The organism is Yersinia sp. FDAARGOS_228 (genome assembly GCF_002073315.2).
Taxonomy (GTDB): Bacteria; Pseudomonadota; Gammaproteobacteria; order Enterobacterales; family Enterobacteriaceae; genus Yersinia; species Yersinia intermedia.
Genome location: NZ_CP020409.2, coordinates 1,513,003 through 1,536,618 on the forward strand (window position 1 = coordinate 1,513,003; position 23,616 = coordinate 1,536,618).

The window sequence follows — 23,616 nt, forward strand, 5'->3', positions numbered from 1 at the left end:
TTTACAACATAAGGCACCATTCTAACCGTGTGGGGAATTTTGTACGGTATAGTCCTATTAACTTTACAAAAAGCTGAAAATATTTTTCTTCCCCAACTCTGGTTTATTACGGTGTCATATGTCTCAAGAACACAATTCATCTCAAGTCGACTTATCTCAACCTCATGTTGCTCAAGAGCATAATTCTAACCGTCGATTGAATAAGCAAGATTATAAAACGCTCACTCTGGCTGCATTAGGGGGCGCTTTGGAATTTTATGATTTCATTATTTTCGTCTTCTTTGCTGCGGTTATCGGCGATCTTTTCTTCCCGGTAGATATGCCTGAGTGGCTGCGCCAGGTGCAGACATTCGGTATTTTTGCGGCCGGTTATCTGGCTCGCCCATTGGGCGGTATCATCATGGCGCATTTTGGCGACCTGGTTGGCCGTAAGAAAATGTTTACTCTCAGTATTCTGTTAATGGCCTTACCTACGTTGGCGATCGGTATGTTGCCGACTTATGCTTCGATTGGTATCGCGGCCCCATTACTGCTGCTCTTGATGCGTGTGTTACAAGGTGCGGCAATTGGCGGTGAAGTCCCCGGAGCATGGGTTTTCGTGGCTGAACATGTACCGCGTCGGCGCATCGGGATTGCCTGTGGTACGTTAACGGCCGGTTTGACTGCGGGGATCTTGCTGGGGTCGCTGGTGGCTACCGCTATGAATACTGTCTTAAGTCCTCAAGCCATCTTAGCCGGTGGTTGGCGGGTGCCATTCTTCCTGGGGGGAATTTTTGGTCTGTTCGCGATGTATCTGCGCCGTTGGTTGCAAGAAACACCTATCTTTAAAGAGATGCAGGCACGTAAAACTTTAGCCGATGAGTTGCCACTGAAATCTGTCGTGGTTAACCATAAGAAAGAAGTGTTTGTTTGCATGTTGCTGACCTGGTTGCTCTCTGCCGGGATCGTAGTAGTTATCCTGATGACCCCGACGTATTTACAAAAGCAGTTCGGTGTACTGCCCGCGCTGGCATTGCAGGCCAATAGTTTGGCGATTGTCGCGCTGGTGTGTGGCTGCGTGATTGCCGGGCTGGTCATTGACCGCTTTGGTGCCAGTAAAACCTTTATCGTTGGCAGCCTGATGTTGGCGGCATCCACATGGTCGTTCTACCACACTAATTTGACTGATCCAACCCAGCTCTTTACGCATTATATGATGGCTGGATTCTGTGTCGGCATCGTCGGTGCGGTACCTTATGTGATGGTACGGGCATTCCCGGCAGAGGTTCGTTTTACCGGTATATCCTTCTCTTACAATGTGGCCTATGCCATTTTTGGTGGTCTGACACCGATTGTGGTGACCCTATTAATGAAGATGACACCAATGGCCCCGGCCTATTACATGCTGTTGTTATCGCTGGTAGGGGTGCTGTTGGGGATTTATCTGCGTAATGATATTAATAGCGATGTTAAAGTGCATCTGCCAAAGAAAGCTCTGGCTGAGTCCGTGGGGGATTAAATAAATCTCCCTGCCAGGAAATAGCCCATAACTTTATGGGCTATTATTTGCTCGGCATAATTTAAAATTCATTCTTAAAATTAAAACCGACCTTCTGTTTGACGCGGGCCGAAGGTTGAGAAATGACTTCAGAGTACAATGTGCGAGCACCCTGTTGTTGTAAATATCGGCCCAGTTCTCTGACTGCCGCCGTGCCCGCGCCTCTTACGGTTCCTTCTCGGTCAGGAAATAAGACATAGTCTGGCAGGGTTGCAGATGCGACCAGTTCAACTTCATCTAGGTTATTAAAACGGTCAGCAAGTACTATCGCGATAACTCTTCCTCGCAGTTTAACAATTACATATATTTCACCGGGGCGATGAAGAGAGAGTCTTCGATTGATAATACCCGTCACAATATTTCCAGCGCGCAGCAGTTTTATGCGGGCATCATTCATTTCATCTGTAGCTTCATCTGCACTGGCAGCGAGATCGGGGTAACTTCGGTCATACTGCTGTTCCCAGTGAGTAATGGTTTCTTTCAGCTTTTTCCGCATCGCTTGGGCATTACTCACTACTACACCTGAAAGTTTTTCTTCTTCCTCGGGTGTCGGTGTTGGCAGCACTTCTATTTCGAATTCCAATTCAGGTTGCTCGACGAGTTCACCTTGTGAAATGATTATTGGAGTCGTCGGTCTAAAGACGAAAGTCTCTAATAACAACTCATAAATGCCTAATGGTAATAGCTCCACCTGTGATGGTGATTCATTAGATGAAGAAACAGAACTGTAAGATATATAACTAAGTTGAGCATAATCAAAAGTGGTTTTAATATCGGCAAAGGCATTATTAGTGGTTCTATCGGTTACTTTTTCTTTTATAGCTTGGATTAACCTATTTTCTACTGCTTGATTTTTGACGGCAATACCAGTACTTCCAGTTCTTATTATTGAATCGACTATTTGACTAAAAAATACAGTATTCCAGGTTTCTAAGCTATTGCCAAACAGCATGGTAAAGTCAGTCATAATCTCTAATGTCCAATCAATACAATGGGGCCTTATTTGACGTATTGGACGAGAGTTAAGTAAAGAGTGGAGCGAAACCATGCAGGTTTTAGCTACCGCCGGGAGACTGAGAGATTGCTTCCGTTGACTACTATCTATATAAGTTAATGTCATGTAGCTATCGACACTATCAGGCATCTGTAACTCTTCTTCTTTGGCGGACTTTGGTTTTAGTGGGGAACTGTTTCCGGCAATATGTAATGTTTTTCCTTTTGTATTATGGTTGAAAAAATCATTTGCACTGAATACAATGCTATTCAATTGTTGGCATTTACCTCGAATAATATAATTATAAATATTTAAAAAAGGAGTAAACGCACAGAGTATTTTACTTGTTTGTCCTAAATCTCTTTTTTCCCAATCTTTATCTCCGGTGTCAGCGGTAAGTATGGTTTTTGTGATAACTAAAGGTTTATCTTTATTGTAGTTAGTTATTGCTATCTCTGGGGTTGTACTAATGCCATTATCCCAATCAAAGAAAATTATTGGGGATATATTTACTAAGTTATTTCTCAATGTTTGAATGTATTGTACTTGTACAATATCTTTTTTCATTTGTATAATGAAAGATAGGTTGTCGCTGCGTTCATAATGTTCAAAATAAAACTTAGTGTTCATTCTTTCGTTGTAGAATTCAACTCTACTATTATTAATGTTAATGTTAGCACCGTTAAATAGCGAGAGAACATAATTATCATCTTCGCCTAAATTCATAGTATTAAAAACCAATAAAACTTGCTTATTCTTCAGGCGTTCATCACTCCAGTATTCTTTAAATACATCAGCAAGTTTTATGGTGTAGCTATTTATAATGACACATTGCTGATCACAATTAAGGCCTTTTATTTCTGCTACCTTGATGCTAGTGATTGCATCACTCATTTCCAGTACTTTTAGGCTATTATCAGTAATGCTTTCGGTTAACTTAAAAAAAGGGGCATTGAAATTATCATTCCTGTAGATTGTTGCTATCATTCCTTTGGGTATTGTGATGGATTGAATACTACCTATTATGAATAGGTAGTACTTCTCTGTTAGACTCAATGATGGCTTCTATATCGTGATAAAAATCTATTTGTTGATTAGATGCTAAACAAGTACTGTCTCCTTGAAACTCATCTTCTGTATAAAAACAGATTGCCGGTGCTATTTGATATGAGTTTATCTTTTTATAAAACCCTGATGATTTTAGTTGCTGTAGATTAATATCATTCTTTAATGTTATTTTTCTACCAGAAAGATCAATATCATCATAAAGGGTTACAATCATGCCCAGCGGAACCGAAATTGATTCTATTTTATTATTGAATTCATCATTATAAGCAGACATTGATTCATTCTCTGCTGCGCAAAATGATTCCCCACTAAAATCTGCCAGTTCATAAAAACAGACTTTCGCCTCACTTGAATAGACGGATTCTGATATCATTAATATAGCGCTTATCAATAGTTTTGTGACTATTTTCATGGGCTAGACCTTAAGTCTATTAATTAGAATATTTCATATTACTTACCTCGACTTGATGTTATATGATTTGTTTTTTATTTACTTTATCAATTTTTATTCTTCTATTTAATTATTTTGTAATATTAATTTTAATCAAATAATCTATTTTTTTAGACGTGATAAATAAACATAAAAAACCCCTGAACATGAATAGTCAGGGGGAGTTAAATTTAAACTTCCTACGTGAACTGTAATTAAACTACATGTCGTGCTGTCAAAGTTTGAGTCGGTTCGCCAATTGGCAGCACGGTGCGGCCATATTGTTCGTTCAACACTTCAGCCATTGCCAAATAAATTGCACTGGCACCACAGATAATGCCTTCGAAGCCCGCAAAGACCAGCAGCGAATGGTTACCAGTAAAGTTACCCACTGCCAGTAGAGCAAACAGTACTGTTAAGCTACCAAAAACAAATTGTAAGGCGCGGTTAGCAGGCAAGGTGCCGAAGAACATAAACAGGGTGAAGATGCCCCAAAGACCTAAATAAACGCCGAGGAATTGTGCATCAGTTGCTTCTGCCAGACCCATTTTAGGCAACATCAGCAGGCCAACCAAACTTAGCCAGAATGCGCCGTAGGAGGTAAATGCGGTTGCGGCGAAGGTATTGCCTTTTTTATACTCCAGCATACCTGCCAGAATTTGTGCCAGACCGCCGTAAAAAATCCCCATACTCAAAATAACAGAGGTCAGGGGGAAGAAACCTGCATTGTGTAGGTTGAGCAAGACGGTTGTCATCCCAAAACCCATCAGGCCTAACGGGCCAGGATTTGCCAACTTGGTGGTGTTCATAAGTCCTCTGCAATTAACAGAATGCTAAAAAATGGATAATTATCCGAATAAGTATCAAGCGCCTGAATGACCAAAAAGTCGTCGATTCCTTCAGTGCGCGCCGCATCATAATGATCCAGGCGGTTGGAAACAATGATCTCAAGGGTGATAAAAAGTAATTTTTTTTCATCTGCCCCCTTGATGCTACGTTTCGTGGCCCCATCTTATTCCCAACCGCAGGGACTAATCGTGGATCAGCGGACACATGCATCAGTAAAATATTGGGCATGAAAACATTGATTAACAAAATACGGGCAGTTGAAAAAAAACAATCCGCCCACATATAGATTAGTAACTTGACCGAATATGACTTTTTAGTGGAGGCGTTTTAGATGGGTAAAATTATTGGTATCGACTTGGGTACTACCAACTCTTGTGTAGCAGTTATGGATGGCACTAAAGCTCGTGTGCTGGAAAACAGCGAAGGCGACCGCACTACGCCTTCTATCATCGCTTATACCCAAGATGGTGAGATTCTGGTTGGTCAACCGGCTAAACGTCAGGCTATTACTAACCCACAAAACACACTGTTTGCCATCAAACGTTTGATTGGCCGTCGTTTCCAGGATGAAGAAGCACAGCGTGATAAAGATATCATGCCGTACAAAATCGTGGCAGCCGACAATGGTGATGCTTGGGTTGAAGTAAAAGGCCAGAAAGTTGCACCACCACAAATTTCTGCTGAAGTTCTGAAGAAAATGAAGAAAACGGCGGAAGATTTTCTGGGTGAACCAGTAACTGAAGCTGTTATCACCGTACCGGCTTACTTCAACGATGCTCAGCGTCAGGCAACTAAAGATGCTGGTCGTATCGCAGGGCTGGAAGTAAAACGTATTATCAACGAACCAACCGCAGCGGCACTGGCCTACGGTCTGGACAAAGAAGTTGGTAACCGTACTATCGCGGTTTATGACCTCGGTGGTGGTACTTTCGATATCTCTATTATCGAAATCGACGAAGTTGACGGTGAAAAAACCTTCGAAGTTCTGGCAACCAATGGTGATACTCACCTCGGTGGTGAAGACTTTGATAGCCGTCTGATCAACTACCTGGTTGATGAATTCAAGAAAGACCAGGGTATGGATCTGCGTACCGATCCACTGGCAATGCAGCGCCTGAAAGAAGCCGCTGAAAAAGCAAAAATCGAGCTGTCTTCAGCTCAACAGACCGATGTCAACCTGCCGTACATCACGGCTGATGGTAGCGGTCCAAAACACATGAATATCAAAGTGACCCGCGCTAAATTGGAGTCACTGGTAGAAGATTTGGTTAATCGTTCTATTGAACCACTGAAAGTGGCTTTACAAGATGCTGGCCTGTCTGTTTCCGATATCCAGGACGTTATCCTGGTAGGTGGTCAGACTCGTATGCCAATGGTTCAGAAGAAAGTTGCTGATTTCTTCGGTAAAGAACCACGTAAAGACGTTAACCCAGATGAAGCTGTAGCAATTGGTGCAGCAGTGCAGGGTGGTGTTCTGTCTGGTGAAGTGAAAGACGTTCTGTTATTGGACGTTACCCCACTGTCACTGGGTATTGAAACCATGGGTGGTGTGATGACCCCGCTTATCACTAAAAACACCACTATCCCAACTAAGCACAGCCAGGTGTTCTCTACTGCAGAAGACAACCAGTCTGCGGTAACCATCCATGTGCTGCAGGGTGAGCGTAAACGTGCTCAGGATAACAAGTCTCTGGGTCAGTTCAATTTGGACGGTATCCAGGCTGCTCCTCGCGGTATGGCGCAAATCGAAGTGACCTTCGATATCGACGCCGATGGTATTCTGCATGTGTCTGCTAAAGACAAGAATACCGGTCGTGAGCAGAAGATCACCATCAAGGCATCTTCTGGTTTGAATGAGGAAGAGATCCAGAAAATGGTACGTGATGCTGAAGCTAACGCAGAAGCAGACCGTAAGTTTGAAGAGCTGGTTCAGACCCGCAACCAGGCTGACCATCTGATTCACGGCACCCGTAAACAGTTGGAAGAAGCCGGCGACAAACTGCCAGCAGAAGACAAAACTGCGATCGAAGATGCTTTGAAAGCGCTGGAAGCTGCTCTGAAAGGCGAAGACAAAGCTGAAATTGAAGCGAAAACTCAGGCTCTGGTGCAAGTTTCTGGCAAATTGCTGGAAATGGCTCAGCAGCAGCAAGCGGCCGCAGGCGGTGATGCTGGTGACACCAGTGCTAAGAAAGAAGACGACGTTGTAGACGCCGAATTCGAAGAAGTAAAAGACAAAAAATAATCGCCCTTAAGCGGGCACAGCAGTGGTAGGCCTTACTGTTGCTGGAAACCAGCACGGGCGTCGAGGAAACTCTACGCCCGTGCACGCATGTTAAGGGTAGGAAAAAAAGAGAATGGCGAAGAGAGATTATTACGAGGTTTTAGGCGTTAAAAAAGACGCTGATGAACGTGAAATCAAAAAGGCCTATAAACGCCTGGCAGTAAAGTATCACCCGGACCGTAATCAGGACGAGAACGATACCGGTGAAAATTTCAAAGAAGTTAAAGAAGCTTACGAAATTCTGACTGACCCACAAAAACGTGCAGCATACGATCAGTATGGTCATGCAGCCTTTGAACAAGGTGGTATGGGCGGCGGCGGTTTTGGTGGTGGCGGTGGTGCTGATTTTAGCGACATTTTTGGTGATGTTTTCGGTGATATCTTTGGTGGTGGTCGCCGTCAACGTGCTTCCCGTGGTTCCGATCTACGCTACAACATGGATCTGACCCTGGAAGAAGCCGTGCGCGGTGTGACTAAAGAAATCCGCATCCCAACGCTGAATGAATGTGATGTTTGCCATGGTAGTGGCGCTAAGCCGGGGAGTTCACCTGTCACTTGTTCGACTTGCCGTGGTGCAGGTCAGGTACATATGCGTCAAGGGTTCTTCACCGTCCAGCAGGCGTGTCCTACTTGTCACGGCAATGGTCAGATCATTAAAGATCCTTGCAACAAGTGTCATGGGCATGGCCGTGTTGAAAAATCAAAAACACTGTCGGTTAAGATCCCCGCAGGTGTTGATACCGGTGACCGCATTCGCTTAAGTGGCGAAGGTGAAGCAGGCGAACATGGCGCGCCAGCAGGTGATTTATATGTTCAGGTGCAAGTTAAAGCGCACCCAATCTTCGAACGTGAAGGCAATAACCTGTATTGTGAAGTGCCAATTAACTTTGCGATGGCAGCCTTGGGCGGCGAGATTGAAGTCCCAACGCTGGATGGGCGGGTTAAGCTGAAAGTTCCTGCGGAGACCCAAACCGGCAAGCTGTTCCGCATGCGTGGCAAGGGTGTTAAATCTGTGCGTGGCGGAAGCCAGGGTGACCTGTTATGCCGTGTTGTGGTTGAGACACCAGTCCATCTGAGCGAAAAACAGAAACAGCTACTGCGCGAACTGGAAGAGAGTTTCGTCGGAGCTGCGGGCGAAAAAAATAGTCCCCGCTCCAAAAGCTTCTTAGATGGCGTTAAGAAATTCTTTGACGACCTGACTCGCTGATCAATGAGTTGTTAACCGGCGAGTAAAGCGCAAGAAAACTAAAAATCCTCGATTAACCTCGGGGATTTTTTTCATCTCCGACTGACTATTATGTGTGAACCAGATCATTAATAGATCGGTTTTTCCGATCATTTAATGCAATAAAAACGACTTTTTTCGAGTTGAAGACTATTCTAAAATTGATGCATTGATTCGCCGAGCACAGGCTCACTGTCCGATGTAAGGAGTTATTCATTGTGACAAACATGATCCGTCAATTTTTACGCCAAGAGGCTGCTGGTGGGCTGATTCTAATTTTTGCTGCCACCGTCGCCTTATTTATGGCTAACAGCCCCTTATTTAGCATTTACCAATCATTTCTTGATGTACCTGTATCGGTAAAGATAGCCTCGCTGGATATCAGTAAGCCACTATTACTGTGGATTAATGACGGTTTAATGGCGATATTCTTCCTGGTTGTCGGGCTGGAAGTTAAACGCGAGCTGATCGAAGGCTCGTTGGCTGGCCGCGATAAGGCGGTATTCCCAGCGATTGCAGCATTAGGTGGTATGCTGGCACCGGCTTTGATTTATCTATTATTTAACGGTGCTGATGAGGTTACCCGCCAGGGTTGGGCAATTCCGGCGGCTACTGATATCGCCTTTGCGCTAGGTGTGATGGCCCTGTTAGGAAACCGAGTTCCAACCAGCCTTAAAGTCTTTTTACTGGCACTGGCCATTATTGATGACTTGGGTGTCATCATCATTATTGCGTTGTTCTATACCCATGCGGTTTCGCTACAAGCCCTGACCATTGCTGCCGCGGCTATTGCGCTACTGGCATACATGAACTGGCGTGGAGTAGGGAAGACATCAGCCTACCTACTGGTGGGATTAGTATTGTGGGTCTGCATCCTCAAATCAGGTGTGCATGCGACCTTAGCCGGTGTCATTGTCGGCTTTATGATACCGCTGCATACGAAAAATAATCGTTCGCCGTCAGAATCGCTCGAACATGGTTTGCACCCATGGGTTGCCTACTTAATTCTGCCATTGTTTGCATTTGCCAACGCGGGGGTTTCGTTGCAAGGGGTTTCTCTCTCTGGGCTGACATCATTGCTGCCGTTAGGGATAGCAAGCGGCCTATTTATCGGTAAGCCACTGGGGATTTTCCTCTTTAGTTGGCTAGCGGTTAAGTTTGGGGTGGCTAAACTACCTGACGCAATAAACTTTAAGCAGATTTTTGCTGTATCAGTGCTCTGTGGTATTGGTTTCACAATGTCGATATTTATTGCTTCATTGGCATTTGAAGGCGCGGAGCAGGCCCTGACAACGTATTCTAAACTCGGAATATTGTTAGGTTCGACCATCGCCGCTATTGTCGGTTACAGCTTGTTGCGTATGGCCTTGCCGGCGAAAAGAAAAGCGGTGAATTAATCGGCTTTTACACTGATGGCGTTTTATCACCGCCGGTGTGAGGATAATGACACCGGCGGTTTTGTTTGGCAATTCCTGACTCACAGTTAGTGTGGTCTCAGAACAAGGACCGTTTGTCGTGGATGGAGCCATGTATCTGCCCGCGATATGTTAAGGGGATAACAACATGCGAATGTCACATATCAATTTCAATCATCTTTATTACTTTTGGCAGGTCTGTAGAGAAGGCTCTGTTGTCGGTGCAGCCGAGGCGTTATTCCTAACGCCACAAACAATTACCGGGCAAATTAAAGCGTTGGAAGAGCGCCTGGGCGGTAAATTATTTAAGCGCCAGGGGCGAGGCTTGGTGCCATCAGAACTGGGGCAGTTGGTCTTTCGTTATGCGGATAAAATGTTCATGCTCAGCCATGAAATGCTGGATATCGTTAACTACCGTAAAGAAGCTAATCTGCTGTTCGATGTGGGTGTGGCCGATGCATTATCCAAGCGTTTAGTGAGCCAGGTACTGGAAACGGCCGTCGTTGAGAATGAAAAAATTCATCTGCGCTGTTTTGAATCGACCCACGAAATGCTGCTGGAGCAGTTAAGTCAGCACAAGCTGGATATGATTCTGTCCGATTGTCCGGTTGATTCCAGCCAACAAGAAGGGTTGTTCTCTGTTAAGTTGGGCGAATGCAGCGTGAGTTTTTATTGTCGTCAGCCTATCCCGGATTTACCTTTCCCTGCTTGTTTGCAGCAAAAACGTTTGCTGATACCGGGCCGTCGTTCCATGCTTGGGCGCAAATTGTTGAATTGGATTAACAGCAAAGGGCTACAGGTAGAGATTCTGGGGGAGTTTGATGACGCGGCACTGATGAATGCTTTCGCTATTTATAACAATGCTATTTTTGTCGCACCGACAATGTACGCTGCTGATACCTATGCTAAAGATGACCAGATTGTTGAAATTGGCCGCTTAGACAGTGTGCAGGAAGAGTATTACGTGATTTTTGCCGAGCGGATGATCCAACATCCGGCAGTACAACGAGTATGTAACAAAGATTTTTCCGCGCTTTTCAGCGGCTAACTATCCCCGTCATCTTTCAATACGCAGGAGTGTTGGCTGCCATCACTCCCCCAATCCATTGAGTTATCTCAACTCCTTGGATTCATTTCGTTGCCGCCTACCTGCAACTCGAAATCTATAGGGTATAGATCGGACTGACAGTAAAGAGGTTAAATTGTAAGCAATATCAATCATTGGATATAAAAAAACCGGCCTAGGCCGGTCTTTTTACTAAGCAATCGACGTAATGCAATTACTGCATTGCGTTGATTTGCGCGACTAAGTTTGACTTATGGCGCGCTGCTTTGTTTTTGTGGATCAGACCTTTACAGGACTGACGATCCACGATTGGTTGCATTTCATTAAATGCTTTTTGCGCTGCGTCTTTATCGCCAGCTGCAATTGCCGCATACACCTTCTTAATGAAGGTACGCACCATTGAGCGACGGCTAGCGTTATGCTTGCGGCGTTTCTCAGACTGTACGGCGCGTTTCTTAGCTGATTTGATATTAGCCAAGGTCCAACTCCCAAATATATTCTATTGAGGACAATTCAAAGGCCGAGGAATATGCCCTTTTAGCCTTCGTTTGTCAATGGATTTGTGCAAATAAGCGCCGTTTGTACGGGCGGCACTTGCTACGTTGTGATGGAGCGGGATTTTACCAGCTTCACACTGCGGAATACAGTCTTTCGAAAGAAAAATCCACAGTTCACTGCCTTGAAGGGATTCGACGGTGGTTCTTGTAAAAATCTCAGCCTGCTTCTGTATTCAAACTCCGTGCGCATTCTACAGGATAAAGTGAGTAAAAGGGATTTTACCTGCACAATATTGGCAAAATGGTATGACTTTCGGTTAAAGGTACCAATCGCGGGTTAACCTTAAGGGCTGTACAAGGTATAATCCGGCGATTTCCACTGTTTTGAGCCAGCTATGGAGCTAATTCGCGGTATACATAATATCCGGGCACGCCACCATGGTTGCGTGCTAACTATCGGTAACTTTGATGGTGTCCATCGTGGACATCAGGCCTTATTGGAGCAGCTAAAGCGTGAAGGTCGGCGCTTAGGGTTGCCCGTAATGGTTATGATATTTGAACCGCAACCTCTGGAATTGTTTGCAGCGGACAAAGCACCAGCAAGGCTGACACGCCTGCGGGATAAAGCCAGATATCTGGCCGAGGCCGGCGTTGATTATCTGTTGTGCGTAAAATTTGATCCGCGTTTTGCCGCTAATACTGCGCAAGCTTTCGTTGCCCAGTTGCTGGTAGATAAGTTGGGTGTTAAGTTTTTAACTGTTGGTGATGATTTCCGCTTTGGCGCAGAGCGTCAGGGGGATTTTCAGCTGTTACAACAAGCCGGTGCTGAATTTGGTTTCGATGTTATCAGCACAGATAGCTTTTGTGATGGTGGGTTGCGCATTAGCAGCACCGCTATTCGTCAGGCACTTTTTGATGATGATTTGGTGTTGGCTGAGGCGTTGCTTGGCCACCCCTATAGCATTTCCGGCCGAGTGGTTCATGGTGATGAGCTGGGGCGGACGATTGGCTTCCCCACGGCGAATTTGCCGTTAAAACGTTTAGTCGCTCCGGTGAAAGGAGTGTATGCGGTTGATGTGTATGGCTTGGGTCCAGAGCCATTACCCGGTGTTGCCAATATTGGCACCCGGCCTACCGTTGCTGGTGTTCGCCAGCAGCTAGAGGTTCATCTGCTGGATGTAACTATGGATCTTTATGGGTGCCATATTGACGTGGTGCTCCGCGCGAAATTGCGCAACGAACAGCGTTTTGCTTCGCTCGATGCCCTGAAGCAGCAAATCGCCCATGATGTGGTGACGGCCCGAACATTTTTCGGGCTAAAGACACCGGTTTAATATTTCTAGCCGAAACGGAACCGAGAATCTAATGAGTGACTACAAGAATACCCTGAACTTGCCTGAAACAGGGTTCCCGATGCGCGGCGATCTGGCTAAGCGTGAACCTGACATGCTGAAACGTTGGTATGAGCAGGATCTGTACGGGATTATTCGTACGGCCAAGAAAGGTAAAAAAACCTTTATTTTGCACGACGGCCCTCCTTATGCGAACGGCAACATTCACATTGGTCACTCTGTTAACAAAATTCTCAAAGACATTATTGTTAAATCGAAAGGAATGGCGGGTTACGACTCCCCTTATATTCCAGGGTGGGACTGCCATGGTTTGCCGATCGAGTTAAAAGTTGAACAGTTAATTGGTAAACCGGGCGAGAAAGTCAGTGCCGCAGAGTTCCGTGCTGCCTGCCGTAAATATGCTGCTGAACAGGTTGAAGGCCAGAAGAAAGACTTCATCCGCCTGGGCGTATTGGGCGATTGGGACCATCCTTATCTGACGATGGATTTCAAAACTGAAGCCAATATCATTCGTTCATTAAGCAAAATCATTGATAACGGCCACCTGCACAAAGGCGCGAAGCCAGTGCATTGGTGTACCGATTGCGGTTCGTCACTGGCTGAAGCAGAAGTTGAATATTACGATAAAACCTCACCTTCTATCGATGTGCGCTTTAATGCTGTCGATGTAGCGGCAGTGAGCGCCAAATTTAATGTTGCGGCGATTAACGGCCCGATTTCACTGGTTATCTGGACGACAACTCCGTGGACCTTGCCCGCTAACCGTGCGATTTCACTGAATGCTGAATACATTTACCAACTTGTCCAGGTCAATGGCGAATGCCTGATTCTGGCAGAAGACCTGGTTGAAAGTGTCATGAAGCGCGCAGGTATTGCTGAATGGACAGTATTGGGGAGCTGCAAAGGTTCTGATTTAGAACTGCTGCGTTTCAATCATCCGTTTATGGGCTTTGATGTGCCGGCAATTTTAGGCGATCACGTCACACTGGATGCCGGTACTGGTGCGGTTCACACTGCACCTGGTCACGGCCCGGATGACTTTGTTATCGGGCAGAAATACGGTTTGGAAGTTGCCAATCCGGTTGGTCCGAATGGCTGCTATTTGGCGGGGACGTATCCTGGTCTGGATGGCATGTTCGTCTTTAAAGCCAACGATGTGATTGTTGAGTTGCTGCGTGAAAAAGGCGCACTGCTGAAAGTTGAAAAACTGGTTCACAGCTACCCGTGCTGCTGGCGTCATAAAACACCTATTATCTTCCGTGCTACACCACAATGGTTTATCAGCATGGATCAGAAAGGCCTGCGCAAGCAGTCGCTGGAAGAGATTAAAGGCGTGCAATGGATCCCGGATTGGGGTCAGGCGCGTATCGAAACCATGGTGGCAAACCGCCCGGACTGGTGTATCTCGCGTCAGCGCACCTGGGGCGTGCCGATGTCCCTGTTTGTGCACAAAGAGACTGAAGCACTACATCCACGCAGCACCGAGCTGATGGAAGAAGTCGCTAAGCGCGTTGAGCAAGACGGTATTCAGGCATGGTGGGATCTGGATCCTGCGGACATCCTGGGTGCTGATGCTGCCGATTACACCAAAGTGCCAGACACCTTAGACGTATGGTTTGACTCCGGTTCAACCCACTCGTCGGTGGTTGACGTGCGCCCTGAGTTTGGTGGTCATAGCCCGGATATGTATCTGGAAGGTTCTGACCAACACCGTGGCTGGTTTATGTCTTCACTGATGATTGCAACCGCGATGAAAGGCAAAGCGCCTTATCGCCAAGTGCTGACCCACGGTTTTACCGTTGATGGTCAGGGGCGTAAAATGTCCAAATCCATCGGTAACACCATCAGCCCGCAAGATGTGATGAACAAACTGGGTGGTGACATTCTGCGTCTGTGGGTGGCATCGACTGATTACACCGGTGAGATCGCGGTTTCTGACGAAATCCTCAAACGCTCTGCTGACTCTTATCGCCGTATCCGTAACACTGCGCGCTTCCTGTTGGCAAACCTGAATGGGTTTGATCCTGCGCTGCATCAGGTGAAACCGGAAGAGATGGTGGTAGTGGATCGCTGGGCAGTCGGCCGCGCCCAAGCGGCTCAAGCCGAGATCATGGAAGCGTACGAAAATTACGATTTCCACTTGGTGGTGCAGCGCTTGATGCAGTTCTGCTCGGTTGAGATGGGATCCTTCTATTTGGATATCATTAAAGACCGCCAGTACACCGCGAAAGGCGACAGTGTTGCCCGCCGCAGTTGCCAGACCGCATTGTTCCATATCGCAGAAGCATTGGTGCGCTGGATGGCACCTATTATGTCCTTTACCGCAGATGAGATCTGGAACCAACTGCCAGGCAGTCGTCCACAGTATGTCTTCACTGAAGAGTGGTATGACGGTCTGTTCGGGTTGGCGGGTGATGAAAGTATGAACGATACTTTCTGGGCCGAGCTGTTAAAAGTCCGTGGCGAAGTCAACAAGGTGTTAGAGCAAGCCCGTAGTGATAAGCATATCGGTGGTTCATTGGAAGCGGCAGTCACCTTGTTCGCTGAGCCTGAACTGGCTACGCGGTTGAACAGCTTGCAAGATGAATTACGTTTTGTGCTGTTGACCTCTGCCGCAAAAGTCGCTCCTTATGCCGATGCGGGTGATGATGCGCTGCAAAGTGAATTGATTGCCGGGTTGAAAATCACCTTTAATAAGGCTGATGGTGAGAAGTGCCCGCGTTGCTGGCATTACACTCAAGATGTCGGTTTGGTGGCGGAGCATGCAGAATTGTGCGGCCGCTGTGTCACTAACGTTGCCGGAGACGGTGAAGAGCGTAAGTTCGCCTAATGAGTAAACCTATTTGTTCGACCGGATTGCGCTGGTTATGGCTGGCGGTATTGGTGGTTATTTTGGATCTCAGCAGCAAACAGTGGGTCATGACCCACTTTGCCCTGTATGAGTCAGTGCCGCTGATCCCTTTTTTCAACCTGACCTACGCACAGAATTTTGGCGCAGCCTTTAGCTTCCTTGCCGATAAAAGTGGCTGGCAGCGTTGGTTCTTTGCGGGCATCGCTATTGGTATTTCAGTGATACTCATGGTGCTGATGTATCGCTCTACTGCCAAACAACGCCTGCTCAATTGTGCTTATGCTCTGATTATCGGTGGGGCATTAGGTAACTTATTTGATCGCATGGTGCACGGTGCGGTGATCGATTTTATCGATTTCCACGTCAATAACTGGCATTTCCCAACCTTTAACATCGCCGATACCGCTATCTGTATCGGTGCTGCGTTGGTTATCTTTGAGGGTTTTTTAAGCCCTGCTGAAAAAACGGCCATGAATAAAGGTGAATGAGATGTCTGAGCGTGTACCCGGTAATCAAGTACAAGACCATTTTGTACAAGACAAGAGCGCCGTATTGGTGCACTTCACTCTGAAACTGGAAGATGGTTCAACGGCGGAATCAACACATATTCACGGCAAACCTGCGCTGTTTCGTTTAGGCGATGACAGCCTTTCTGATGCACTTGAGCAGCAGTTGATAGGTTTGAAAGTGGGTGATAAACATGCTTTCACCTTGCAGCCTGAAGATGCGTTTGGTTTGGAAAGCCCTGATCTGATTCAGTATTTCACCCAGCGTGATTTTGCTCAAACCGGTGTGCCAGATGCCGGTACTATTATGCTATTTACCTCCCGCGATGGCAGTGAAATGCCAGGCGTGGTGCGGGAAGTGGCGGAAGAGTCTATTACTGTTGATTTCAATCACCCGTTGGCAGGGCATTCCATTAGCTTTGAAATTGAAGTGCTGGAGATTGACCCCCAACAGGAGGCAATGCATGCAGATATTGCTGGCTAATCCACGCGGTTTTTGTGCCGGAGTTGATCGGGCTATCAGTATTGTTGAACGCGCGATCGAAATGTATGGCGCGCCAATTTATGTGCGCCATGAAGTGGTACACAACCGTTATGTGGTTGATAGCTTGCGTGAGCGCGGTGCTATCTTTATTGAGGAGATAGCAGAAGTGCCAGATGGCTCTATTCTGATTTTCTCAGCCCATGGCGTGTCGCAGGCTGTGCGAGCAGAAGCTCGTGAGCGCAAGCTGACGATGCTGTTTGACGCAACCTGCCCATTGGTGACCAAAGTTCATATGGAAGTCGCACGCGCTAGCCGCAAGGGTAAAGAAGCCATCTTGATAGGGCACGCTGGTCACCCGGAAGTGGAGGGTACCATGGGGCAATACAGCAACCCGCAAGGGGGCATGTATCTGGTTGAATCACCTGATGATGTATGGGCTTTGCAGGTTAAAGATGAGAACAATCTGTGCTTTATGACACAGACGACTTTGTCGGTTGATGATACCTCTGCAATTATCGATGCCTTGCACCAGCGTTTCCCGAAGATTGTCGGTCCACGCAAAGATGATATCTGCTATGCCACGACCAACCGGCAGGAAGCGGTGCGCAATCTGGCTAATGATGCTGATGTTGTCTTAGTGGTTGGCTCGAAAAACTCCTCTAACTCTAATCGGTTGGCTGAGTTGGCACAGCGGATGGGTAAACCTGCTTATCTAATTGATTCAGCAGCGGATATACAAGAGTTATGGTTGCAGGGTGCGGCACGTATTGGTGTTACTGCTGGCGCATCTGCTCCTGATATTCTGGTTCAACAAGTCATCGCACGCTTGCAAGCTCTTGGTGCTGGTGGATCTATCGAACTCAGTGGCCGTGAAGAGAGTATCGTTTTCGAAGTACCTAAAGAGTTACGTGTCGATGTAAAACAGATCGACTGATTGATATCGTGCTTCAGCGTTAAAAAGCAGCCCTCAGTGGCTGCTTTTTTATGGGTATATTTCACCATAACTGCATGAATATGCGAAATAACCGCACTATGCCAGATGAAGTGTTTCCGAGTATTTTACCCTAAATAATTCGAGTTGCAGGAAGGCGGCAAGAGAGATACAAATTGGTCGGGAACCGATTTGAACGCAGCCAACGCACATGCAGCTTGAAGTATGACGGGTATGTAAGGAATTAAGTGGTTTCACTGATAAAAGCACGCGTATATCATTTTTTTCTAATACAGATTAAATAGGCTGGCAGAGTCCATAGCGGGCGGCTAATCTGAACCTTGGTCAGGGTAGATGACACAATATGAGAGGAAGTATGACTGATTCAACAATTCGTATCGCTGTTGTCGGCGCGGGTGGCCGTATGGGCCGACAACTTATCCAGGCAATTACTCACACTGAAGGTGTGGTGCTGGGGGCTGCTGTTGAACGTGTCGGATCCACATTAGTGGGGAGCGATGCCGGCGAACTGGCCGGAGTGGGGTTGTTAAACATCACAGTAAGTGATGATTTATCTGACGTAGTTGATCATTTTGATGTGTTGATCGATTTTACCCGGCCTGAAGGCACGCTGGCGCATTTAGCCATTTGTCGTCAATATCGTAAGGCGATGATAATTGGCACGACTGGCTTTGATGATGCAGGTAAAGAAGCCATCAGGGTTGCGGCAACGGACATTGCTATTGTGTTCGCTGCCAACTTCAGTGTTGGGGTCAATGTGGTGCTAAAACTGCTAGAGAAGGCAGCGAAAGTGATGGGCGACTATACCGATATCGAAATAATCGAAGCACATCATCGGCATAAAGTTGATGCGCCTTCAGGTACCGCGCTGGCGATGGGGGAAGCAATTGCTGACTCACTAGGGCGTTCACTGAAAGATTGTGCAGTTTATAGCCGTGAAGGTCATACCGGTGAACGCAAACCTGGCACCATCGGTTTCGCAACTGTGCGTGCTGGCGATATCGTTGGAGAGCATACGGCTATGTTTGCTGATATTGGTGAGCGTGTTGAGATCACACACAAAGCGACCAGTCGTATGACTTTTGCCAATGGCGCGGTTAAATCGGCTGTTTGGGTGTCAACGCGCAGTAATGGCTTATTTGATATGCGTGATGTACTGAATTTGAATGAACTTTAAAGGTGTAAAGCACAGCCAGTGATGTGGTTGTTTTTATCATAATCGTTTGATAACAGGGCAATATTTTATTGTCCTTTTTTATTTGTTTTAATAAATAATTGTTTCATTATTAATTTTTTGTATAACCTTTATTTATCTGTGTTTTTGTCTGTTTTTTTGTCTTTTAATCCCTTCCTTGGTCATTGGCCCTGATTTTTACTGCTCTGGAACGATATTTCTCAGTCACTACACCTCGCAACCGTTTACTATGTTAAGTTAGCATGTGTTTTTACCGCTATAATCCCCTCATTTTAATGAGAACGGTAAAAAACAGAGAAAAAATGGCACTTTGGCTAGACAAGAGCGTCACTCATCATTAAAATGCGCCCAATTTGCCAAAAATTAGCTTTGAGGGCGGTTTTTGCATTGATTTAGATCGCTAGATATGAATTAATATGCAAATAATGTGACTGTTTATTCCTTGGAGGATGTTTTGATTAAGTCAGCGCTATTGGTTCTCGAAGACGGAACCCAATTTCACGGTCGGGCCATCGGGGCAGAGGGTACGGCAGTGGGGGAAGTGGTCTTCAATACGTCAATGACCGGTTATCAAGAAATCCTCACTGATCCTTCCTACTCCCGCCAGATCGTTACTCTTACTTATCCTCATATCGGCAATGTCGGCACTAATGCCTCCGATGAAGAATCCTCCGCAGTACACGCCCAAGGTCTTGTTATTCGCGACCTGCCTTTGATTGCCAGCAACTACCGTAATGAAGAAGGCTTAGCTGAATATCTCAAGCGCCACAACATTGTTGCGATTGCTGATATCGATACGCGTAAGCTGACACGTTTGCTGCGTGAGAAAGGGGCACAAAATGGCTGCATTATTGTGGGTGACTTGTCTGATGCCGCTTTAGCACTCGAAAAGGCGAAAGCATTCCCAGGCCTGAAGGGGATGGATCTGGCAAAAGAAGTGACCACGGAAGAGCGTTATGACTGGTTACAAGGTAGCTGGACTCTGGAAGGTGACTTACCTGCGGCAATGCAACCAGAAGATTTGCCCTTCCATGTAGTGGCATACGACTACGGCGTGAAGCGCAATATCCTGCGCATGCTGGTGGACCGAGGCTGTCGCCTGACGGTCGTTCCTGCACAGACACCGGCAGAAGAAGTGCTAAAACTGAACCCAGATGGCATTTTCTTATCCAACGGCCCAGGTGACCCAGAGCCATGTGATTATGCTATCGCGGCTATCAAGCGTTTTCTGGAAACCGACATTCCGGTGTTTGGCATCTGCTTAGGGCACCAATTGCTGGCGCTGGCCAGTGGCGCAAAAACAGTGAAAATGAAGTTTGGTCACCACGGTGGCAACCACCCGGTGAAAGATTTAGATGCCGATTGCGTGATGATCACCGCACAGAACCACGGTTTTGCGGTAGATGAAACCACATTGCCATCCAACCTGCGAACTACACATGTTTCTTTATTCGATGGTTCTCTGCAAGGGATTCACCGCACTGATAAAGCCGCATTTAGTTTCCAGGGGCACCCAGAGGCCAGCCCAGGCCCACATGATGCAGCGCCATTGTTTGATCACTTTATCGAACTGATTGAAGCTTACCGCGCAACAACTGCAAGCCGTAACAGTAGCCATACCAATAAATAATCAGGAGCCTCAAACCATGCCAAAACGTACAGATATAAAAAGCATCCTGATTCTGGGCGCTGGCCCAATCGTTATCGGCCAGGCCTGTGAGTTTGACTACTCTGGGGCTCAGGCTTGTAAGGCACTGCGTGAAGAAGGCTACCGTGTCATTCTGGTGAACTCCAATCCGGCAACCATCATGACTGACCCGGAAATGGCCGATGCCACTTATATCGAGCCAATCCACTGGGAAGTGGTACGCAAAATTATTGAAAAAGAGCGCCCGGATGCAGTGTTGCCCACCATGGGTGGTCAAACCGCACTGAACTGTGCGCTGGAACTGGAGCGCAAGGGCGTTCTGGCTGAATTCGGTGTCACCATGATAGGTGCCACTGCCGATGCTATCGATAAAGCAGAAGACCGCCGTCGCTTTGATATCGCGATGAAGAAAATTGGTCTGGATACTGCGCGTTCAGGTATTGCGCACAATATGGAAGAAGCTCTGGCTGTAGCGGCTGATGTGGGCTTCCCTTGCATTATCCGCCCCTCTTTTACTATGGGTGGCACCGGTGGCGGTATCGCGTATAACCGTGAAGAGTTTGAAGAGATTTGTGAGCGCGGGTTAGATTTATCGCCAACCAAAGAGCTGTTGATCGATGAGTCGCTGATTGGTTGGAAAGAGTATGAGATGGAAGTTGTGCGCGACAAAAACGACAACTGCATCATCGTCTGCTCCATCGAAAACTTCGATGCGATGGGCATCCACACCGGTGACTCTATCACTGTTGCACCAGCTCAGACTCTGACTGATAAAGAATACCAAATCATGCGTAATGCCTCGATGGCAGTGCTGCGTGAAATCGGCGTAGAAACCGGTGGCTCCAACGTGCAATTCTCGGTTAACCCGAAAAATGGCCGTTTAATCGTTATTGAAATGAACCCGCGAGTGTCCCGTTCCTCCGCTCTGGCCTCTAAAGCAACCGGCTTCCCGATTGCCAAGATTGCCGCCAAACTGGCGGTAGGTTATACGCTCGATGAGTTGATGAATGATATCACTGGTGGCCGCACGCCGGCCTCCTTTGAGCCATCTATCGACTATGTTGTCACCAAAATCCCACGTTTTAACTTCGAAAAATTTGCCGGTGCGAATGACCGCCTGACCACGCAGATGAAATCGGTTGGCGAAGTGATGGCGATTGGCCGTACCTTGCAGGAATCGCTGCAAAAAGCCTTGCGCGGTCTGGAAGTTGGCGCGACCGGCTTTGACCCGAAAGTGAGTCTGGATGATCCAGAAGCACTGACTAAAATTCGCCGTGAATTGAAAGAAGCCGGTTCTGATCGTATCTGGTATATCGCTGATGCCTTCCGTGCAGGCATGTCGGTTGATGGTGTTTTCAATCTGACTAACGTTGACCGCTGGTTCCTGGTGCAGATTGAAGAGTTGGTTCGTCTGGAAGAGAGCGTGGCAGAGTGCGGTATTAATGGTCTGAATGCTGATTTTATGCGTCAGTTGAAGCGCAAAGGCTTTGCCGATGCCCGTCTGGCAAAATTGGTCGGTGCGGCGGAAAGTGAAGTGCGTAAGCTGCGTTATAAACAGGGTCTGCATCCGGTGTACAAGCGTGTAGATACCTGCGCGGCTGAATTCTCTACCGATACTGCCTACATGTACTCAACCTACGAGGAAGAGTGTGAATCCAACCCAACCAGTGATCGTCCGAAAGTGATGGTACTGGGGGGCGGCCCGAACCGTATCGGCCAGGGTATTGAATTCGACTACTGTTGTGTACATGCGTCACTGGCGCTGCGTGAAGACGGTTACGAGACCATCATGGTGAACTGTAACCCTGAGACGGTTTCGACCGACTACGATACCTCTGATCGCCTCTATTTCGAATCTGTCACCCTGGAAGATGTGCTGGAAATCGTGCGTATTGAGAAGCCGCAAGGCGTTATCGTGCAGTACGGTGGTCAGACTCCATTAAAATTAGCGCGTGAACTGGAAGCCGCCGGTGTCCCTGTTATCGGGACTAGCCCGGATGCAATCGACCGTGCAGAAGACCGTGAGCGTTTCCAACAGGCGGTAAATCGTCTGGGCTTGAAACAACCAGCGAACGCGACGGTTGCTACTATCGAACAAGCCGTAGAGAAAGCCACGGGTCTGGGTTATCCGTTAGTGGTCCGCCCATCGTATGTCTTGGGTGGTCGCGCGATGGAAATCGTTTATGACGAAGTTGACCTGCGCCGCTACTTCCAAAATGCAGTGAGTGTCTCGAACGATGCACCAGTGCTGCTGGATCGTTTCCTTGATGATGCCGTTGAAGTGGATGTTGATGCCATTTGTGACGGTGAGCGCGTGTTGATCGGTGGCATCATGGAGCACATTGAGCAAGCAGGGGTGCACTCCGGTGACTCAGCCTGTTCATTGCCCGCTTACACCCTGAGTAAAGAAATTCAGGATGTAATGCGCCAACAAGTTGAAAAACTGGCGTTTGAGCTTTGCGTGCGCGGTTTAATGAATGTGCAGTTTGCCGTGAAGAATAACGAAGTTTATCTGATTGAAGTTAACCCTCGTGCAGCCCGTACCGTACCATTTGTGTCTAAAGCCACCGGTATGCCACTGGCAAAAATCGCCGCACGCGTGATGGTGGGGCAGTCATTGGCAGAGCAGGGTATTCTGGAAGAGATTATTCCCCCTTATTACTCGGTAAAAGAAGTGGTATTGCCGTTTAACAAGTTCCCAGGTGTGGATCCGATTTTAGGGCCAGAAATGCGCTCTACCGGTGAAGTGATGGGGGTCGGTCGGACCTTCGCTGAAGCTTTCTCTAAAGCGATGCTGGGCAGTCAGTCTGGTATGAAAAAGAGTGGCCGCGCACTGTTATCTGTCCGTGAGGGAGATAAACACCGGGTGGTTGATTTGGCCGCCAAGTTGCTTAAACAGGGCTTTGAATTGGATGCAACCCACGGTACTGCGGTGGTTCTGGGCGAGGCAGGGATAAACCCACGTTTAGTCAACAAGGTACATGAAGGTCGCCCACACATTCAGGACCGTATCAAGAATGGTGAATATACTTATATTGTGAATACAACGGCAGGGCGTCAGGCGATTGAAGATTCTAAACTGATTCGCCGTAGTGCTTTGCAATATAAAGTGCATTACGACACCACCTTGAATGGTGGCTTCGCAACAGCAATGGCTTTGAATGCGGACCCTACCGAGCAAGTGATTTCAGTACAAGAAATGCATGCCAAGATTAAGAATATGAAAGCTTAATTTGGGCGCTAAGAAAGGGGGGCGATGGAGACAT

15 protein-coding genes and 1 pseudogene are annotated in these 23,616 nt (G+C 47.1%); 13 read left to right on the forward strand and 3 right to left on the reverse strand.

What is annotated here, in order from left to right; translation table 11 throughout:
• Positions 1–118 precede the first annotated feature (118 nt).
• Positions 119–1,498: an MFS transporter gene (locus A6J67_RS06950; RefSeq protein ID WP_050296825.1), complete on the forward strand. Its 1,380-nt coding sequence runs from the start codon at positions 119–121 to the stop codon at positions 1,496–1,498.
• A gap of 61 nt (positions 1,499–1,559) precedes the next feature.
• Here the strand turns inward: A6J67_RS06950 and A6J67_RS06955 are convergent.
• Positions 1,560–4,011: pseudogene (locus tag A6J67_RS06955) on the reverse strand (peptidase inhibitor family I36 protein).
• Positions 4,012–4,244: 233 nt separating this feature from the next.
• A complete protein-coding gene (gene satP, locus A6J67_RS06960; RefSeq protein ID WP_005192450.1) occupies positions 4,245–4,838 on the reverse strand; it encodes an acetate uptake transporter in 594 nt (197 codons plus the stop codon).
• Positions 4,839–5,209: 371 nt separating this feature from the next.
• On the opposite strand from satP, the gene dnaK reads away from it, so the two are divergent.
• The 4 genes from dnaK to nhaR all read left to right on the forward strand — a co-directional run bounded on the left by dnaK (position 5,210) and on the right by nhaR (position 10,847).
• Positions 5,210–7,120, forward strand: a complete 1,911-nt coding sequence (gene dnaK / locus A6J67_RS06965) for a molecular chaperone DnaK (protein WP_005192452.1) — start codon at positions 5,210–5,212, stop codon at positions 7,118–7,120.
• A gap of 112 nt (positions 7,121–7,232) precedes the next feature.
• The gene (gene dnaJ, locus A6J67_RS06970) at positions 7,233–8,366 is read left to right on the forward strand and encodes a molecular chaperone DnaJ (RefSeq protein WP_005192454.1); all 1,134 of its coding nucleotides are present in this window, start codon (positions 7,233–7,235) and stop codon (positions 8,364–8,366) included.
• Positions 8,367–8,602: 236 nt separating this feature from the next.
• Positions 8,603–9,781 carry a Na+/H+ antiporter NhaA gene (nhaA, locus tag A6J67_RS06975; protein ID WP_032907913.1) on the forward strand — a complete coding sequence of 393 codons (1,179 nt, stop codon included), beginning with the start codon at positions 8,603–8,605 and terminating at the stop codon, positions 9,779–9,781.
• 166 nt (positions 9,782–9,947) lie between these two features.
• On the forward strand, positions 9,948–10,847 hold the full coding sequence (gene nhaR / locus A6J67_RS06980; RefSeq protein WP_032907914.1) for a transcriptional activator NhaR: 900 nt from the start codon (positions 9,948–9,950) through the stop codon (positions 10,845–10,847).
• 232 nt (positions 10,848–11,079) lie between these two features.
• On the opposite strand, the gene rpsT is transcribed toward nhaR, so the two are convergent.
• The gene (gene rpsT / locus A6J67_RS06985) at positions 11,080–11,343 is read right to left on the reverse strand and encodes a 30S ribosomal protein S20 (RefSeq protein ID WP_002220715.1); all 264 of its coding nucleotides are present in this window, start codon (positions 11,341–11,343) and stop codon (positions 11,080–11,082) included.
• Positions 11,344–11,757: 414 nt separating this feature from the next.
• Between rpsT and ribF the strand changes: the two genes are divergently transcribed.
• From ribF to carB, 8 genes are all read left to right on the forward strand, one after another.
• The gene (gene ribF, locus A6J67_RS06995; RefSeq protein ID WP_032907916.1) at positions 11,758–12,696 is read left to right on the forward strand and encodes a bifunctional riboflavin kinase/FAD synthetase; all 939 of its coding nucleotides are present in this window, start codon (positions 11,758–11,760) and stop codon (positions 12,694–12,696) included.
• Positions 12,697–12,727: 31 nt separating this feature from the next.
• Entirely contained in the window at positions 12,728–15,544 is a 2,817-nt protein-coding gene (gene ileS / locus A6J67_RS07000; RefSeq protein ID WP_005192462.1) for an isoleucine--tRNA ligase, read from the forward strand.
• Positions 15,544–16,053 (forward strand): signal peptidase II, encoded by a 510-nt coding sequence (lspA, locus tag A6J67_RS07005; RefSeq protein ID WP_032907917.1) that lies wholly within the window; start codon positions 15,544–15,546, stop codon positions 16,051–16,053. Before ileS ends, lspA begins: the two co-directional genes overlap by 1 nt.
• 1 nt (position 16,054) lies before the next feature.
• Positions 16,055–16,555 (forward strand): FKBP-type peptidyl-prolyl cis-trans isomerase, encoded by a 501-nt coding sequence (fkpB, locus tag A6J67_RS07010; RefSeq protein ID WP_005192464.1) that lies wholly within the window; start codon positions 16,055–16,057, stop codon positions 16,553–16,555.
• Positions 16,536–17,489 carry a 4-hydroxy-3-methylbut-2-enyl diphosphate reductase gene (ispH, locus tag A6J67_RS07015; RefSeq protein WP_032907919.1) on the forward strand — a complete coding sequence of 318 codons (954 nt, stop codon included), beginning with the start codon at positions 16,536–16,538 and terminating at the stop codon, positions 17,487–17,489. The genes fkpB and ispH overlap by 20 nt, the downstream gene beginning before the upstream one ends.
• Before the next feature lie 373 nt (positions 17,490–17,862).
• Positions 17,863–18,684 carry a 4-hydroxy-tetrahydrodipicolinate reductase gene (dapB, locus tag A6J67_RS07020; RefSeq protein ID WP_005192961.1) on the forward strand — a complete coding sequence of 274 codons (822 nt, stop codon included), beginning with the start codon at positions 17,863–17,865 and terminating at the stop codon, positions 18,682–18,684.
• A gap of 472 nt (positions 18,685–19,156) precedes the next feature.
• Positions 19,157–20,332, forward strand: coding sequence for a glutamine-hydrolyzing carbamoyl-phosphate synthase small subunit (gene carA, locus A6J67_RS07025; RefSeq protein ID WP_050296827.1), 1,176 nt, complete (start codon positions 19,157–19,159; stop codon positions 20,330–20,332).
• A 16-nt stretch (positions 20,333–20,348) separates the two neighbouring features.
• The gene (carB, locus tag A6J67_RS07030) at positions 20,349–23,582 is read left to right on the forward strand and encodes a carbamoyl-phosphate synthase large subunit (protein WP_005192981.1); all 3,234 of its coding nucleotides are present in this window, start codon (positions 20,349–20,351) and stop codon (positions 23,580–23,582) included.
• Positions 23,583–23,616: the final 34 nt, after the last annotated feature.